This is a genomic window from Acidovorax sp. SUPP2825 (genome assembly GCF_030158995.1).
Taxonomy (GTDB): domain Bacteria; phylum Pseudomonadota; class Gammaproteobacteria; order Burkholderiales; family Burkholderiaceae_C; genus Paracidovorax.
In genome coordinates this window covers 1-14,513 of the sequence record NZ_BQXK01000038.1, presented here as the reverse complement: position 1 = coordinate 14,513, position 14,513 = coordinate 1, and the positions used below count along the sequence as shown (strand labels likewise).

The 14,513-nt window shown below is 65.8% G+C and carries 12 protein-coding genes; 7 read left to right on the top strand and 5 right to left on the bottom strand.

The features are described from left to right. The 3 genes from AVAK2825_RS24240 to AVAK2825_RS24230 all read right to left on the bottom strand — a co-directional run. On the bottom strand, nucleotides 1–2,753 hold a 2,753-nt coding region (locus AVAK2825_RS24240), incomplete at its 3' end, for a hypothetical protein (protein ID WP_284403047.1). Nucleotides 2,754–2,876: 123 nt separating this feature from the next. Then, on the bottom strand, nucleotides 2,877–4,295 hold the full coding sequence (locus AVAK2825_RS24235; protein ID WP_284403046.1) for a branched-chain amino acid ABC transporter substrate-binding protein: 1,419 nt from the start codon (nucleotides 4,293–4,295) through the stop codon (nucleotides 2,877–2,879). A gap of 220 nt (nucleotides 4,296–4,515) precedes the next feature. Further along, a complete protein-coding gene (locus tag AVAK2825_RS24230) occupies nucleotides 4,516–5,325 on the bottom strand; it encodes a DUF2242 domain-containing protein (RefSeq protein ID WP_284403045.1) in 810 nt (269 codons plus the stop codon). Between the two features lie 346 nt (nucleotides 5,326–5,671). On the opposite strand from AVAK2825_RS24230, the gene AVAK2825_RS24225 reads away from it, so the two are divergent. After that, nucleotides 5,672–6,049 carry an Hsp20/alpha crystallin family protein gene (locus AVAK2825_RS24225; RefSeq protein WP_284403044.1) on the top strand — a complete coding sequence of 126 codons (378 nt, stop codon included), beginning with the start codon at nucleotides 5,672–5,674 and terminating at the stop codon, nucleotides 6,047–6,049. A 165-nt stretch (nucleotides 6,050–6,214) separates the two neighbouring features. On the opposite strand, the gene tsaD is transcribed toward AVAK2825_RS24225, so the two are convergent. Together tsaD and AVAK2825_RS24215 are read right to left on the bottom strand one after the other, a co-directional pair. Next, complete coding sequence (gene tsaD, locus AVAK2825_RS24220; RefSeq protein ID WP_284403043.1) at nucleotides 6,215–7,255, bottom strand: tRNA (adenosine(37)-N6)-threonylcarbamoyltransferase complex transferase subunit TsaD; 1,041 nt, start codon at nucleotides 7,253–7,255, stop codon at nucleotides 6,215–6,217. Nucleotides 7,256–7,346: 91 nt separating this feature from the next. Further along, nucleotides 7,347–8,498, bottom strand: coding sequence for a branched-chain amino acid ABC transporter substrate-binding protein (locus AVAK2825_RS24215; RefSeq protein WP_284403042.1), 1,152 nt, complete (start codon nucleotides 8,496–8,498; stop codon nucleotides 7,347–7,349). 242 nt (nucleotides 8,499–8,740) lie between these two features. Here AVAK2825_RS24215 and AVAK2825_RS24210 point away from each other — a divergent pair, with 242 nt between their 5' ends. The 6 genes from AVAK2825_RS24210 (at nucleotide 8,741) to AVAK2825_RS24185 (ending at nucleotide 14,484) form a co-directional block, all read left to right on the top strand. Continuing rightward, on the top strand, nucleotides 8,741–9,367 hold the full coding sequence (locus AVAK2825_RS24210) for an ANTAR domain-containing response regulator (RefSeq protein WP_284403040.1): 627 nt from the start codon (nucleotides 8,741–8,743) through the stop codon (nucleotides 9,365–9,367). A gap of 410 nt (nucleotides 9,368–9,777) precedes the next feature. Further along, nucleotides 9,778–11,022 (top strand): CmpA/NrtA family ABC transporter substrate-binding protein, encoded by a 1,245-nt coding sequence (locus tag AVAK2825_RS24205; RefSeq protein ID WP_284403039.1) that lies wholly within the window; start codon nucleotides 9,778–9,780, stop codon nucleotides 11,020–11,022. A 53-nt stretch (nucleotides 11,023–11,075) separates the two neighbouring features. Next, nucleotides 11,076–12,023 carry a nitrate ABC transporter permease gene (gene ntrB, locus AVAK2825_RS24200; RefSeq protein WP_284403038.1) on the top strand — a complete coding sequence of 316 codons (948 nt, stop codon included), beginning with the start codon at nucleotides 11,076–11,078 and terminating at the stop codon, nucleotides 12,021–12,023. Further along, complete coding sequence (locus tag AVAK2825_RS24195) at nucleotides 12,020–12,826, top strand: ABC transporter ATP-binding protein (RefSeq protein ID WP_272568321.1); 807 nt, start codon at nucleotides 12,020–12,022, stop codon at nucleotides 12,824–12,826. Before ntrB ends, AVAK2825_RS24195 begins: the two co-directional genes overlap by 4 nt. A gap of 150 nt (nucleotides 12,827–12,976) precedes the next feature. Beyond that, on the top strand, nucleotides 12,977–14,020 hold the full coding sequence (locus AVAK2825_RS24190; protein WP_284403037.1) for an AAA family ATPase: 1,044 nt from the start codon (nucleotides 12,977–12,979) through the stop codon (nucleotides 14,018–14,020). Between the two features lie 2 nt (nucleotides 14,021–14,022). Beyond that, nucleotides 14,023–14,484, top strand: coding sequence for a hypothetical protein (locus tag AVAK2825_RS24185; RefSeq protein WP_284403036.1), 462 nt, complete (start codon nucleotides 14,023–14,025; stop codon nucleotides 14,482–14,484). The last annotated feature ends 29 nt before the right edge of the window (nucleotides 14,485–14,513 follow it).

Here is a 14,513-nt window from a genome sequence, read left to right as displayed (position 1 = left end):
GGCAGCCCCAGGCTGTCGTAGGTGCGGGTGAGCGTGCCGCTGTCGGCGCTGGCTTCCTGGCTGGCATTGCCCAGGGCATCCCGCGTGTAGCGGGTGGCCACGCTCTTGAAGTCCGTGGCTTTGGTGATGACGTCCTGGGCGTTGTAGGTGAGGCTCGCCTGCGCGTTCGATGGATTGCTGTGCGTGGACAGGCGCCGCAGGTTGTCGAAGGTGTAGCGGGTCGCCTGGTTCAGGCCATTGGTGTGGCTGACGAGATCGCCAAAGGGGTTGTATCCGTAGGTGGTGCTCTGGTTGCCGCCCACGGTTTCAGAGGCCACGCGGTTGACGGCGTTGATGGTGCGAGAGAGGGTATGGGCGATGTTGCCGGCGCTGTCCTGAACCTGCTCATTGATGCGGTTGCCCATGCCGTCCAGCATGTAGCTGCCGGCATGGCCCCGGTTGTCCGACCAGCCGGTCAGTCGCTGGGCGTCGTCGTATTGATAGGACACCGCGTAGCCCGAGGGCTGGGCGATGCTCTGCAGCAAGCCCGTGGGCTGGTAGGTCATGGCAACGGCCAAGCCATCCTGTGTGATGCGGGTCACCCGCTGCCGCACATCGCGCGCATACACGGTGACACTCCCCGTTGGATCGATCTGTTCAACGACATTGCCATGCCGGTCATAGCGCGTGTAGCGGGTGACCTGCCCACTGGGGCCGGTAACGCTCATGAGGTCGCCCTCGGTGGCGTCCCCCGTCGTCGCAGCATGGTAGGCGTAGCGCGTCACGCTGCCGACAGGGTCGGCTTCGCTGAGGACCTGGCCGGCGTCGTTGTACGTCCAGTTCCAGGTGCGGGACACCCCACCCGCCACCAACTGAGCCGCGAAGCCGCTGCCCCCGTTGGCGTCGGCCGTTTCCTGCTCGACCTTCTTGCAGAGCGCCGCGATGGGCGAACCATCGGGCAACAGCGCCGAGCCGGGCGCGCAGCGCAGCACGGCGCCGCCGGCCAGCGGATCGGGCTGACCGTGGTACACGTAGGTGGTCAGCTTGCGTGGCTCGGCCACGCGCGTGGGCAAGGTCCACACGGGGTGCCACTGGTAGGAAGTCCTGCGGGCCGCTTCCGGAAAGCCGTACTGGCCGGAGGCGAGTGTGGAGCACGCGAGCCCTGGAGGAAGCCCCTGCGTCTTCGATGTCTGCAGGCCACGGGCCTGGTCGTATTCGAAACAGGTGAAGTTGCCCGAATCCGAACGCTGCAGCACCCTGCCCTTGGCATCCCGCCAGAACGCCTGGCTGGACGCGATCGCGGGATCGACGGAGCTCGCGATGGTGACCTGGCTCGGCCAATACTTCTCACCGATTTTTTCGAAGCCGTGCCGCCGCTGTGTTCCCAGAGGGTCGGTCACGGTGGTTTCACTCGGTGTCGACGAGTAATAGCTGAAGCTGTACCGATGCACCCCGCCTGCATGCTCCGAACTGGACGCCCGGCCGTCGCAGAGGTATCGGTAAGTGGCGTAGCGGTGACCGGCCTCATCGGTGATTCCGGTCAGCAGGTTGTCGCCATAGGGCGCAGCACAGCCATTTTGGGCGGCGAATTCGTAGTGGTAGGTTTTCGAGGCACCGTCGGGAAAGACGACCTTGCTGAGCCTGTGCGGCCCGGAGTATTCGTACCGATACGTCTGGGACGCGGGATCGACCATCGACGCCAACTGGTTCGAGGTGTCGTAGCTGAATTTCAATGCCCGCCCGAACCGGTCCGTCACCTGGGCGAGCAGTCCAGACAGTCCGGAGTACGACGAGGGATCATTGGATTCCGAATAGCTGTACGACAGCTCGACGCGGCCATCGGCAGACATCTTTCGGATCACCCGTCCACGCGAATCCAGCGCGTAGAGAAAGTTGTCCCTGGAGCGAACGTAGCCCCCGCCGGAACCACCCGGCGCGACGAAGGCGTATTCCCCAAGGGACACCTCGCTCAGATTGCCGGGCTCGCCGCGGTACATGCTGAAGCGCCCTGCACCCAGCTGCCAGACATGCGGATTGTTGGTGACCTGATAGCAATGGGACGCGGTTTCGGTGCGGTTTTTCCACCAGAAGGCCGGGTAACAGGGATTGCCCTGGTTGGAGACCTTTCCGTACCACCCTTGATCGAGCGTCGAGTAGAACCGCCCTTTGGTGCTTCGGTAGACCCGCTCGAAGACCAGACCCGTTTTGGCCATCGGGTAATCCAGCTCGGACTGGATCTTCTGCCCCGTGCTGGGCAACACCGGATTGCCCTGGGCATCGCAGTCGTCACAGGAATCGTCATTGGCGACGTACAGCACGCACGTGATCTGCTCGTTCGAGCCGTTTTGCGTCCTTTCGACGTCCTTCGACACGACGCTGGCGTCGAAAACGGTGGGGCACTCATACCCCAACGTGACCTGGACGGCGGCCGCCCTGCCGGAGCCCAGGTCCGGGCTGCCCTCCGAGTAGAAGCTCGCCGGCAATCCATTCACGGTACCGCCCAGGATGACGGGTGCTTTTGCGCTGCGGCAGAAAACGCCACCCTCGTCCGTGGGATGGCAACTGGTGTCGTGGTATCGCTGGGCCGCGATGGAATAGGCCTCGCCCATGGTTTCGGCTTTCTCCACCACGACGCTGGGCCAGCCCCCTCCGCCGCCCAGCCATGCCACCGACTGGTAGGTGAACTTGGGCTCGACTTCGAACCTCACCACCCCTGCCAACGCCGTTGGCAGGAAGGCCAGCAACCATGCCGACAAAAGTATCTTTATTCTCATTCTTTGAATCCCCCCGATGCCATTCAGAAATGCGCGGAACAAAGCATGTCTCTTTCCGCCGTGCGCCCGGCAGCCCCGCACCAGGGGCCGCGCCGAAACGCACGATGTTAACCAAAAATCACGTCACTGCGACCGCACCATCTTGCAGCTCTGCGGCTGCTCCGCCTTCTCCGCAGCGATCTGGCGCACCACGCGAAACCCATAGCCCGAACCCTCCACGTCGAACGGCACGCCCGGCGCGCCCTGCCGGTCCATCACGCCCACGGCCAGGGGCTGCTGGAACTGGTGGTCGGCCGCTCGCATGGTGCCGGCCTGGCCGTTCAGCTGCACCTTCGCGGTTTCCATGGCGCGGGCGACGGCGGTGGCATCGGTGCTGCCGGCGCGCTCGATGGACTGGGCAAGGGTCTCCACCATGAGCTGCATGCGCATGTGCACGTAGTCGTCCGCAGGCTGCGGAAAGCGCTGGCGAAAAGAGCGGTAGAAGGCCTCGCTCTGCGCACCCGGCACGTTGGGCAGCCAGTCGGCCACGGCCACGACCTTGCCCACGCCGGCATCGCCGAGCGCGGCTGGTGCGCCCAGGGCGTTGCCGTAGAAGGTGTAGAACATGCCGTCGTAGCCGACCTCGCGCGCGGCCTTGACGAGCAGGGTGAGGTCGTTACCCCAGTTGCCGGTGACGACGGCCTGGGCGCCGCTGGCCTTGATCTTGACGGCGTAGGGGGCGAAGTCCTTCACCCGGCCGACGGGGTGCAGCTCGTCGCCCACCACGGCGACGTCGGGGCGCTGGGCGGCCAGTTGCTTCCTGGCCTCGCGCAGCACGGCCTGGCCGAAGCTGTAGTCCTGCCCGATGAGGTACACGCTCTTCAGGGCCTTGTCCTCGCGGATCACGTCCATGAGCGCGGCCATGCGCATGTCGGCGTGGGCGTCGAAGCGAAAGTGCCAGAAGCTGCACTTTTCGTTGGTGAGGATGGGATCGACGGCCGAGTAGTTGAGGAACAGCACGCGCTTGCCCGGCTCGCGCTCGTTGTGCTTGTTGATGGCCTCGATCAGCACGGCGGCGGTGGCCGACGAGTTGCCCTGCAGGATGACGCGCGCGCCGTCGTCGATGGCCGCGCGCAGGGCGGACAGGGCCTCTTCGTTCTGGCCCTTGCTGTCGTAGCGCTCGATCACCAGGGGCCGGGCACCGCCGGCCGCGGTGGGCAGGCGCACGCCGCCGCGCGCGTTCACGCGCTCGGTGGCCCACAGCACGTTGCGGAACACCGCCTCGCCGGTGTTGGCGAAGGGGCCGGACATGCTTTCGATGAGCGCGACCTGGATGGGCGCGCCGGTGGCTGCGGCCACCTTGCGCGGCGCGCTGGCGGGCGTGGCCTGGGCCGTCGCAGCGGCCGATGGCGACGCCACCGGACCGGGCCCCGAGGCCGCGGCAGCGGCTGCCGGGGCGGCCTGCGCGGCGCTGGCCGCGATGAAAGCCAGGGGAGCGAGCGTGGCGGCGGCCACGGCCAGGGTGCGCGCGCGGCGCGCGGCGGGCGAGGAGGAATGGGTCATGCGAGCGGTCCTGTGGGCCGCGCTGCCGGCAGGGCAGCCGCCCGGAATGGGAAAGGCGCGCAGTGTATCGGAGCGGCCGGGCGCGGATGGCGCCCCAGCGCTGCGCCATCACCACCGCCCGCCATTCAGGCCGCCCGCCCGGCCCGGGCCGCGGAACGGCATCGCACGGGGCCCCGTTGGCATCGCGCGGCAGGCGCCGCGCTCCCGGCGGTGCCGCCGTTCAGTTCACCGGCGTGGAGGCCGGTGCCGAAGCAGGCGCCGCGGCCGGTTCGGCCGCTGGCGTTTCCACCCCGGCGTTCGCGGCGGGCGGCATCGGAAAGCCGGTGACGGCCGGCGGACGGGGGACCGGGGCGGGGATGGTGACGGGCATGGGCAGGATCTCGTGCACCTCGCCGGATTCGCGGGCCTCTTTCTTCGCGGTTTCGTTGGCGACCGTGGGCGGCACGGCGGGCGATGCCTGCCCCACCTGCTCGCGCGCGGCGGGCACGAAGCGGTCGAACAGCTGGAAGAAGCGGTCGTAGAAGCGCGGGTCGGTCACCGTCTCGCTGCCCACCTTGACGAGCGTGTCGTCGCTCGCAGAAAACGGCAGCGACACCGAGCCCAGCGCGCCCACGCCGAGCGAGGCGGAGTTGTTGATCTTCTTGATGACGTAGCGGTCCTGCAGGGCGCTGGCGAAGGCGGCGGTGCGGGTCTTGTCGCCGCCCTCGGTGGCGCAGACGACGCGCATCTCGACCTCGTAGTGGATGTCGCTGGACGGCTGGAAGTACTTGCGCCCGGCCACCACTTCGGCGCTGGCGGTGCTCACCAAGTAGCCCTGGCTCAGGAGGGCGCGGCGGGCGCCTTCGCACACGCGTGCCTGCGGTGCATTGATGTGGCGGGTGTGCATGCTGGCGCTGTCGAAGTCGTCCGGGTCGAAGCGCGGCGTGCGGTCCAGGCCGGGGACCGAGCTGGAAGCGCAACCGGCCAGGGTGGCGACGAGCGCGGCGGACAGCGCGAGCACCCGGACGGTGCGGGGATGGCGCGAAGGCATGGGGCTTGAAGGTGATGGACGAAGAGTAGGCATGGCGATTCCCTGATCAGCGTGCATTGTGAAGGCTGCGAAAGACGCGTCCGGACAAAGGGATGTAACCCCGCGCAACCGGCGCGGGGGCGGCTGCACATGGGATGCGGCAGCGCCGCGCGGGTTCCGGCAGCGCGACCCCGGGCGCGGCGGCACCTTGTAAAAACGGCAGGCATCCCCAGGCCGATCCAATGCGCGTGAAGCGCCGATTCGCGTGATCAAAAGCCCTTGAAATGCAGCGCGCCACACACATTTGTGGGCCATGCGGCGAACGACCCGGGAGCCGCGAAGACACTGTTTTTTCAGGAGTTTTTCCATGATTTTCGCCCCCGTGATCCGCCGCGCCGCTTTCAACGCCCCCCGCTCCGCCGACGTGGCCCTGCAGCGCTTTTTGAACCATACCCTGGCTACCCCGGCTGCTGCCGGCTACACCGTGCAGCAGGACGAAAAAACCGTCACCCTGCAGATGGACCTGCCCGGCCTGAGCCGTGACCAGTTGCAGCTGACCATCGAAGGCAATCAGGTGCGCCTGACCAGCGTGGAAGGTGCGCCACGCCAAGTGCAGCGTGCCTGGGAACTGCCGGCGGACATCGACGTGTCCACCAGCTCCGCCAAGCTGGAAAACGGCGTGCTGACGCTGGTGCTGGGCAAGGTGGTGCCGGTGAGCCGCGCCACGCAGCTGGCCATCGGCTGACCCTGGCCCGCATCCGCTGCGGATGGGGCGCCGGCAAGGCGTTCGCATCGAACGCTTCGCCGCGCCACTCGGCCGGTTTTAACGAGCGCCCTGGCCGCCACGCCAGGGCGCTTTTTCATTTGCGCGGGCGCATCGCCACCAGCTGCGGCCGGGTGGCCTGCGCGATCACTGCAGCGTATCGAGCGGCCAGCGCGGCTTGACGTCGAAGGCGTAGTCGCGGTTGGCCTGCTGGCGGCCGGCCTGCAGGCGCATGGCGGCGGCCATGGCGATCATGGCGCCGTTGTCGGTGCACAGGTGCAGCTCGGGGTAGTGCACGCGCACCTGGGCGCGGGCGCAGGCGGCATTGAGCTGCTCGCGCAGGTGCCGGTTGGCCCCCACGCCGCCCGCCACCACCACGCGGCGCAGCCCGGTCTGCTGCAGCGCTGTGGCGGTCTTGCGCACCAGCACGTCCACGATGGCGGCCTGCGTGCTGGCGGCCAGGTCGGCCTTGCGCGCGTCGAGGTCGACGCCCAGCTTTTTGGCCTGGGTGAGCACGGCGGTCTTGAGGCCGGCGAACGAGAAATCGAGGTTGCCGCTGTGCAGCAGCGGGCGCGGCAGCTTGAAGGCGGCCGGGTCGCCGTGCTCGGCCAGCCGCGACAGCGCGGGTCCGCCGGGGTAGCCCAGGCCCATCAGCTTGGCGGATTTGTCGAAGGCCTCGCCCGCGGCGTCGTCGATGGTCTCGCCCAGCATTTCGTAGCGGCCCACGCCGTCCACGCGCATCAGTTGCGTGTGGCCGCCGGAGACCAGCAGCGCGATGAAGGGGAATTCCGGCGGGTCTGCGCTGAGGAAGGGCGACAGCAGGTGCCCTTCGAGGTGGTGCACGCCCAGCACGGGCTTGTCGAGCGCCGCGCCCAGGGCGCAGGCCACGCCGGCGCCCACGAGCAGCGCGCCGGCCAGCCCCGGGCCGCGCGTGTAGGCCACCACATCCACGTCGGCCAGGCGCCGGCCGGATTCGGCGAGCACGGTTTCGGTCAGGGGCAGCACGCGGCGGATGTGGTCGCGGCTGGCCAGCTCGGGCACCACGCCGCCATAGGCCTGGTGCATTTCGATCTGGCTGTGCAGGGCATGGGCGAGCAGCGTGGGCACGCCGTCGCCGGGGGGCGACTGCACCAGCGCCACGCCGGTTTCGTCGCAGGAGGATTCGATTCCGAGGATCAGCAGACTCATGCGCCCGAGTGTAGGACCTGGGGCCCGTCCCTCCCCGCCCCGTGGACTGGCGCGGCCCCGGACGCCGTGGTGGCGCCGGGCGGCGGCCCGCTCACCAGCGGTCGGAGCGCATGCGCAGTTCCCAGTTGCCGGCGCGCAGGCTGTACACGCCCACGGCGCCGTAGCGCTGCTCGCCCTTTTCGTCCCAGGTCATGGTGCCGGTGACGGGCGCGTAGCCGTTGATGGCGCGCAGGGCCTTGGTGATCTCCTTCGGATCGGCGGACTTGGCCTGCTTGATGGCGGCCGACAGCACGTAGGTGGCGTCGTAGCTGTAGTGGCCGCCGTAGGCGGGCGGCTTCTTGAACGCGGTGTTGTAGCGGTCCAGGAACTGGCGGCCGGTGATGAACTCGCGCGCCTCCAGCACGGGCGAGGTGGCATAGATGGCCGTGACCATCCCCATGCCCTTGACCATGTCGGTGGTCTTGATGGTGTCGCCGCCCAGCACGGACAGCTGGGTGTAGTTGATCTTCTGCAGCGCCTGCAGCAGCGCCAGCACCTGGAAGTCGTTGAGCGTGGTGACGATCACGCCCACCTTCGCCGTCTGGATGCGCCGGGCCACCTCGTCGAAGGCCGTGGTCTTGTCGTCGAACGACTGGCGCACGGTGACTTCCTTCTTCTCCGTCGCAAGCTGCTTGGCCGCGCCGTCGGCCAGGCCCTTGCCGTAGGGCGTGCCGTCGTCCAGCACCGCGTAGCTGGCGGTGCTGAGCTGCGTGGCCGCGAACGAGCCCATGGCGCGGGCCTGCAGGTTGTCGTTGGCCACCAGGCGCAAGGTGGTCTGCAGGCCCAGCTCGGTGAAGCGCGGGTTGGTGGAGATGGCAAGCTGCGCGATGCCCTTTTCGCCATAGATGGGCGCCGCCGCGATGCTGACGCCCGAATTGAGGTTGCCGATGACCGCCACCACACCGGATTCCACCAGTTGCTGGGCGGCTTTCTTGCCCGACTCGGCGTCGGCCCGGTCGTCCTGCGCGACCACTTCCAGGGTGACGGTCTTGCCATCGACCGTGAAGCCGGACTTGTTGAGCTCCTGCACCGCCAGCGTCACGCCGTTGAGCATGTCCTGCCCCAGCGCGCCGAGCGGCCCCGACAGCGGCTGTGCCACGCCGATCTTGATGGTGTCGGGCACCTTGCTGCACCCTGCCCCCAACGTGGCGGCCAGCGCCGCGATCGCCAGCAGCGCGGCACGCCTGCTTTTTTGTGTGCTCATAGACCCAGCTCCAATCCATTCAGTGGTTTACATGTATCCGGATGTATATAAGACCGAAGAGTCTTACGCTATCGGGTAACCCCTGCTCCATAGCAAGTTACATCCATTAGCAATTTCCATCCCAGGCCGAAAGCGGTGCTAATGCACCCGCACAGTGCGCTTTCGGGCATCCGCCGCGATCCATCGGGTTTGCACCGCGGCGGCGCACCAGGATGGGCGTATTTATTGCTTAAGCTTGGGGCATGACCGACTCTCTGCGCATCGTGGTGGTGGCCCCCGACCTGGCGGTGGGCGCCGAGGACGACGAGCACGCCCAGCTGCAGGCCGAGCGCTCGCGGGCGCTGCGCATCGGCCTGCTGGAAAACAACTTCAACCTGGTGGCCACGCTGCCGGCCGACGTGTTCCTGAGCGAGCGGCTCGCGCAGCTGCAGCCCGACCTGGTGATCGTGGACGCCGAAAGCGACGCCCGCGACGCGCTGGAGCACGTGGTGATGGCCACCCGCGATGCGCCCCGCGCCATCGTGATGTTCACCAACGACGACGATCCCTCCCATGTGCGGCAGGCGGTGGCCGCGGGCGTGTCGGCCTACATCGTGGCCGGGCTGTCGCCCCAGCGCATCCGCCCCATCCTGGACGTGGCGATGGCGCGCTTCCAGCACGAGCAGGCCCTGCGCGCCGAACTGGCCGACGCGCGCAGCGAGCTGAAGGACCGCAAGACCATCGACCGCGCCAAGGGCCTGCTGATGCAGCGCCAGGGCCTGACCGAACAGGCCGCCTACGACAAGCTGCGCAAAAGCGCGATGGACAAGGGCATGAAGCTGGTCGATGTGGCCCAGCGCATGCTGGACGTGGCGGACCTGCTGGGCTGACCGGCGCGGCCGGCGGCGCTGCACAAGGGCAGTGCGGCACTGCACCATCGCGCGGCTTTCGTGCCCGGCCCTGCACGCGCTGCGGCCCGCTGCGGCCCAGGGCCACGCGGCGCCCGGCGCGGGGTGGTTCAAGCCAAAAAGGCCTCCAGCACAATCAACACTAGGGCATATCGCTACAAAAAAGATAGCAAACGCCCCACATCGCCCGCTCTGGCACAAGGCTTGCAATGACGGAGGCAAGACCAACGTTGGTCGATTGCCAGGCCCCACCCAATGGCGGGTGCGACCTGGCAGAACCCGGACAAAGGCGTCCCCACCGCTCGCGGCGCTGCCCCCCCAAGGCAGCCTGCGGGCGTGTGAGGACGCCTTTTTTGTTTTCACGTTGCCAGCCAAGCCAAGGGATGCCTTCCATGACCGACCTGTCCAAAACCAGTCTCCACCGCCGCACCGTGCTGCAGGCCGCCGCCGTGGGGGCCGTGGGCGTGAGCCCCGCGCTGCGCTCCATGGTGTATGCAGCCGGCTCCGACGCGCCGGAAAAGAAGGAAGTGAAGATCGGCTTCATCCCGCTCACCGACTGCGCCAGCGTGGTGATGGCCTCGGTGCTGGGCATCGACCAGAAGTACGGCGTGAAGATCGTGCCCTCCAAGGAAGCGAGCTGGGCCGGCGTGCGCGACAAGCTGGCCAACGGCGAGCTGGACTTCGCCCACGTGCTGTACGGCCTGGTGTACGGCGTGCACCTAGGGATCGGCGGCCCCAAGAAGGACATGGCCGTGCTCATGACCCTGAACAACAACGGCCAGGCCATCACGCTGAGCAAGAAGCTCGCCGATGCCGGCGCGGTGGACGGCGCGGGCCTGGCCCAGCTCATGGCCAAGGAAAAGCGCGAATACACCTTCGCGCAGACCTTCCCCACCGGCACCCACGCCATGTGGCTGTATTACTGGCTGGCCGCCAACGGCATCGACCCGCTCAAGGGCGCCAAGGTCATCACCGTGCCGCCGCCGCAGATGGTGGCCAACATGCGCGTGGGCAACATGGACGGTTTCTGCGTGGGCGAGCCCTGGAACCACCGCGCCATCATGGACGGCATCGGCATCACCGCCACCACCACGCAGGACATCTGGAAGGACCACCCCGAGAAGGTGCTGGGCACCACGTCGGAGTTCGTGCAGAAGTACCCCAACACCGCGCGCGCCGTGACAGCCGCCATCCTGGAGGCCGGCCGCTGGATCGACGAGGGCCTCGCCAACAAGAACAAGATGGCCGAAACCATCGCCGGCAAGGCCTACGTGAACACCAGCGTGGACGCCATCAACCAGCGCATCCTGGGCCGCTACCAGAACGGCCTGGGCAAGACCTGGGACGACCCCAACTACATGAAGTTCTACAACGACGGCGCGGTGAACTTCCCCTACCTGTCCGACGGCATGTGGTTCCTCACGCAGCACAAGCGCTGGGGCCTGCTCAAGGACCACCCGGACTACCTGGCCGTCGCCAAGTCGATCAACCGCACCGAGCTGTATAAGCAGGCCGCCACTGCCGCCAAGGCGCCCCTGCCCAAGAGCGACATGCGCTCCAGCAAGTTGATGGACGGCGTCGTCTGGGACGGCAAGGAGCCGGCCAAGTACGCCGACAGCTTCAAGATCAAGGCCTGACCCCGGGCCCCGCCCGAGCCGCCCGCCCCCAGCCCCCGCCAGGAGAACCCACCATGGTCAGCGCCGTCTTCCACGCCCCGCCGGAGCCCACCCCAGCCGCGGCCCCGTCTGCTATGCAAACAATAGCAACACCGGCAATCAAAACGCCGGCATCGGGGCAAAAACCCGTGCAATCCGCCCCGCCCAGCCCGCCGCGGGCGCCCCGCGACTGGGCGGCCGCCTCGCGCGCCTTCTGGCTCGCGGTGCTGCCGCCGGCCTGCGGCCTGGGCCTCTTGATCGGGCTGTGGGCCGTGGTGTCCTCCACCACCGGGCAGAGCATTCCCGGCCCGCTGGAGACCTGGAAGCAGGCGCTGGAAGTCTTCAGCAACCCCTTCTACCGCAACGGCCCCAACGACCAGGGCGTGGGCTGGAACGTGCTCGCCTCGCTGGAGCGCGTGGCGGTCGGCTTCGGGCTGGCGGCGCTGGTGGGCATTCCCGCGGGCTTCGTGATCGGGCGGTTCAACTTCCTCTCGCGCATGTTCAACCCGCTCATCAGCCTGCTGCGGCCCGTGTCGCCGCTGGCGTGGCTGCCCATCGGCCTGCTGGTGTTCAAGGGCGCCAACCCGGCCGCCATCTGGACCATCTTCATCTGCTCGATCTGGCCCATGATCATCAACACCGCGGTGGGCGTGCAGCGCGTGCCGCAGGACTACATGAACGTGGCCCGCGTGCTCAACCTCTCCGAATGGAAGATCGCCACCACCATCCTGTTCCCCGCCGTGCTGCCCTACATGCTGACCGGCGTGCGCCTGGCCGTGGGCACCGCCTGGCTGGTGATCGTGGCGGCCGAGATGCTGACCGGCGGCGTGGGCATCGGCTTCTGGGTGTGGGACGAGTGGAACAACCTGAACGTCAAGAACATCATCATCGCGATCTTCGTGATCGGCATCGTCGGGCTGCTGCTCGAATACGCCCTGGTCAAGCTGGCCACGGCATTCACGTTCGAAGAGGTGAAGGCATGAACAACCCCGCGAAATTCATCGAGGTCCAGGGCGTCGCCCAGACCTTCAAGACCGCCAAGGGGCTGTTCCCGGCGCTGCGCGATATCGACCTGTCCATCGCCAAGGGCGAGTTCGTGGCCCTCATCGGGCACTCGGGCTGCGGCAAGTCCACCTTGCTCAACCTGATCGCCGGGCTCACGGTGCCCACGGCCGGCGCGCTGCTGTGCGCCAACAAGGAGATCAAGGGCCCCGGCCCCGAGCGCGCGGTGGTGTTCCAGAACCATTCCCTGCTGCCCTGGCTGACCTGCGAAGGCAACGTGCACCTGGCGGTCGAGCGCGTGTTCGGCAAGCGGGAACCGAAGGCCCAGCTCAAGGCCCGCACCGAGGCCGCGCTGGCCATGGTGGGCCTCACGCACGCGGCGCAAAAGCGCCCCGGCGAGATCTCGGGCGGCATGAAGCAGCGCGTGGGCATCGCCCGGGCGCTGTCGATGGAGCCCCAGGTGCTGCTGATGGACGAGCCCTTCGGCGCGCTGGACGCCCTCACCCGCGCCAAGCTGCAGGACGAGCTGCTCGAGATCGTGGCGCGCACGCAGAGCACCGTGGTCATGGTCACCCACGACGTGGACGAGGCCGTGCTGCTGTCCGACAAGATCGTGATGATGACCAACGGCCCGGCCGCCACCATCGGCGAGGTACTGGCGGTGGACATCCCGCGCCCGCGCAACCGCGTGGCCCTGGCCGAAGACCCGCGCTACCTGCGCAGCCGCAAGGCGGTGATCGATTTCCTGTACACGCGCCAGGCGCATGTGGAGAAGGCAGCCTGAGGATAAAGCGCTTCAATAGGCTCTGACGTACTCCAGCGCACCTTTTCGTTCAGCAGCGTCAACGTGGTTACTATGGCGGCCTCCCAGCCATCATCCCAACGGCCTCACTCCAGGCCTACAGCGTTGGCTGAACCAGTTCCAAGGAAAGATATGTTGAAACGGATGCGCCTGAAAAATTTCACCGTCTTTTCAGAGGCAGACTTGACGTTTTCTCCTCAATTGAACGTCATCGTCGGAGAAAACGGCGCTGGCAAGACTCACTTGTTGAAAGCGGCTTATTCTGTTCTGGCCGCCAGTTACGAAGAAGGACGTAAGCCTCATGCGGAGGCGCCCACCAAAACAGCACTGCAAAGTGTGTTTGCGAACAAGTTGGTCAATGTCTTTCGTCCGGAAAGCCTGGGCCGCCTTGCTCGGCGTAAGCAAGGCAGAGAAAGGTGCGATATCGCACTTGAATTTTCTGTTCCTGACTTGAACACCGATTTCAGTTTTGCCACCAATAGCAAATCCGAAGTTGCCATAGGCTCATTACCGAAAAAATGGTTACAGACAGCGCCCGCTTATCTGCCCACGAGAGAGTTGCTAACTATTTTTCCGAATTTTGTCGCAGTCTATGAAAGCCGCTTTCTTGAATTTGAAGAGACTTGGCGCGACACCTGCCTCCTTCTTGGAACGCCACTGAAAAAAGGCCCTATACAGCAACGCATCAAAGAATTGTTGCGCCTTTTGGAGGCCGCTATGGATGGAAGTATCGACTTGGGTACCAACGGACGTTTCTATCTTCAACAACGCAATGGCCGCATGGAAATGCCACTCGTTGCAGAAGGACTACGCAAGTTAGGAATGCTGGCACGCCTGATCGCATCCGGAGTTCTTCTGGATAAAGGCCATCTTTTTTGGGACGAACCAGAGGCCAATCTAAACCCCCGCCTAGTCAGGGAGGTCGCTGGAGTCATTACATCGCTCAGCCGTGCGGGCATCCAGATTTTTCTTGCGACCCATAGCCTGTTCTTGCTGCGCGAACTAGATATTTTGCTGAATGAGCACAAGGGCATCCGTGCACAGTTTTTTGGACTCCATTCAAGTGCAAACGGAATGGCGATAACGCAAGGGTCCACTTTGGCGGACATCGGAGATATCACTTCGTTGGAAGAGAGCCTTGCGCAATCGGACCGCTATCTGGCGATGGAAGGCTGAGGATGCGGACGCTGCATGTGGATGGACTTAACTTTACTTTTCCTGACGCCTGGGATGTCAGCAAATATGACGAATGGTCTTTCTATCGAAATCACTTCATCAAGTTATGCAATGGCTTGAAAGCCGTGGATGTCGTCGCATTGTCCCCTGAAAAAGCGGCTTATCTAATCGAGGTAAAAGACTACCGTCATCCCCAAACCGAAAAACCCTCTTTTTTGGCAGATGCCATTGCAATGAAAGTCCTTCACACTCTCGCCGTCTTTTTGCCAGCCAAATTCAATGCCAGTGAAGGCGAGCGCTCAATAAGTGAAAAACTTCTTAAATGCGACAAGCTGAACATAGTGGTGCATATCGAACAATGCGCAAGGCCTAGAGCGTGTTATGAACTTTGCTCCGTGAGAGCGAAGCCAAGGGTAGAGTTTGCAGATGCCCCGCAAGCCCTACCCAACAGACGTCAGCGATGAAGAATGGAGCTTCGCTGCGCCTTACCTGA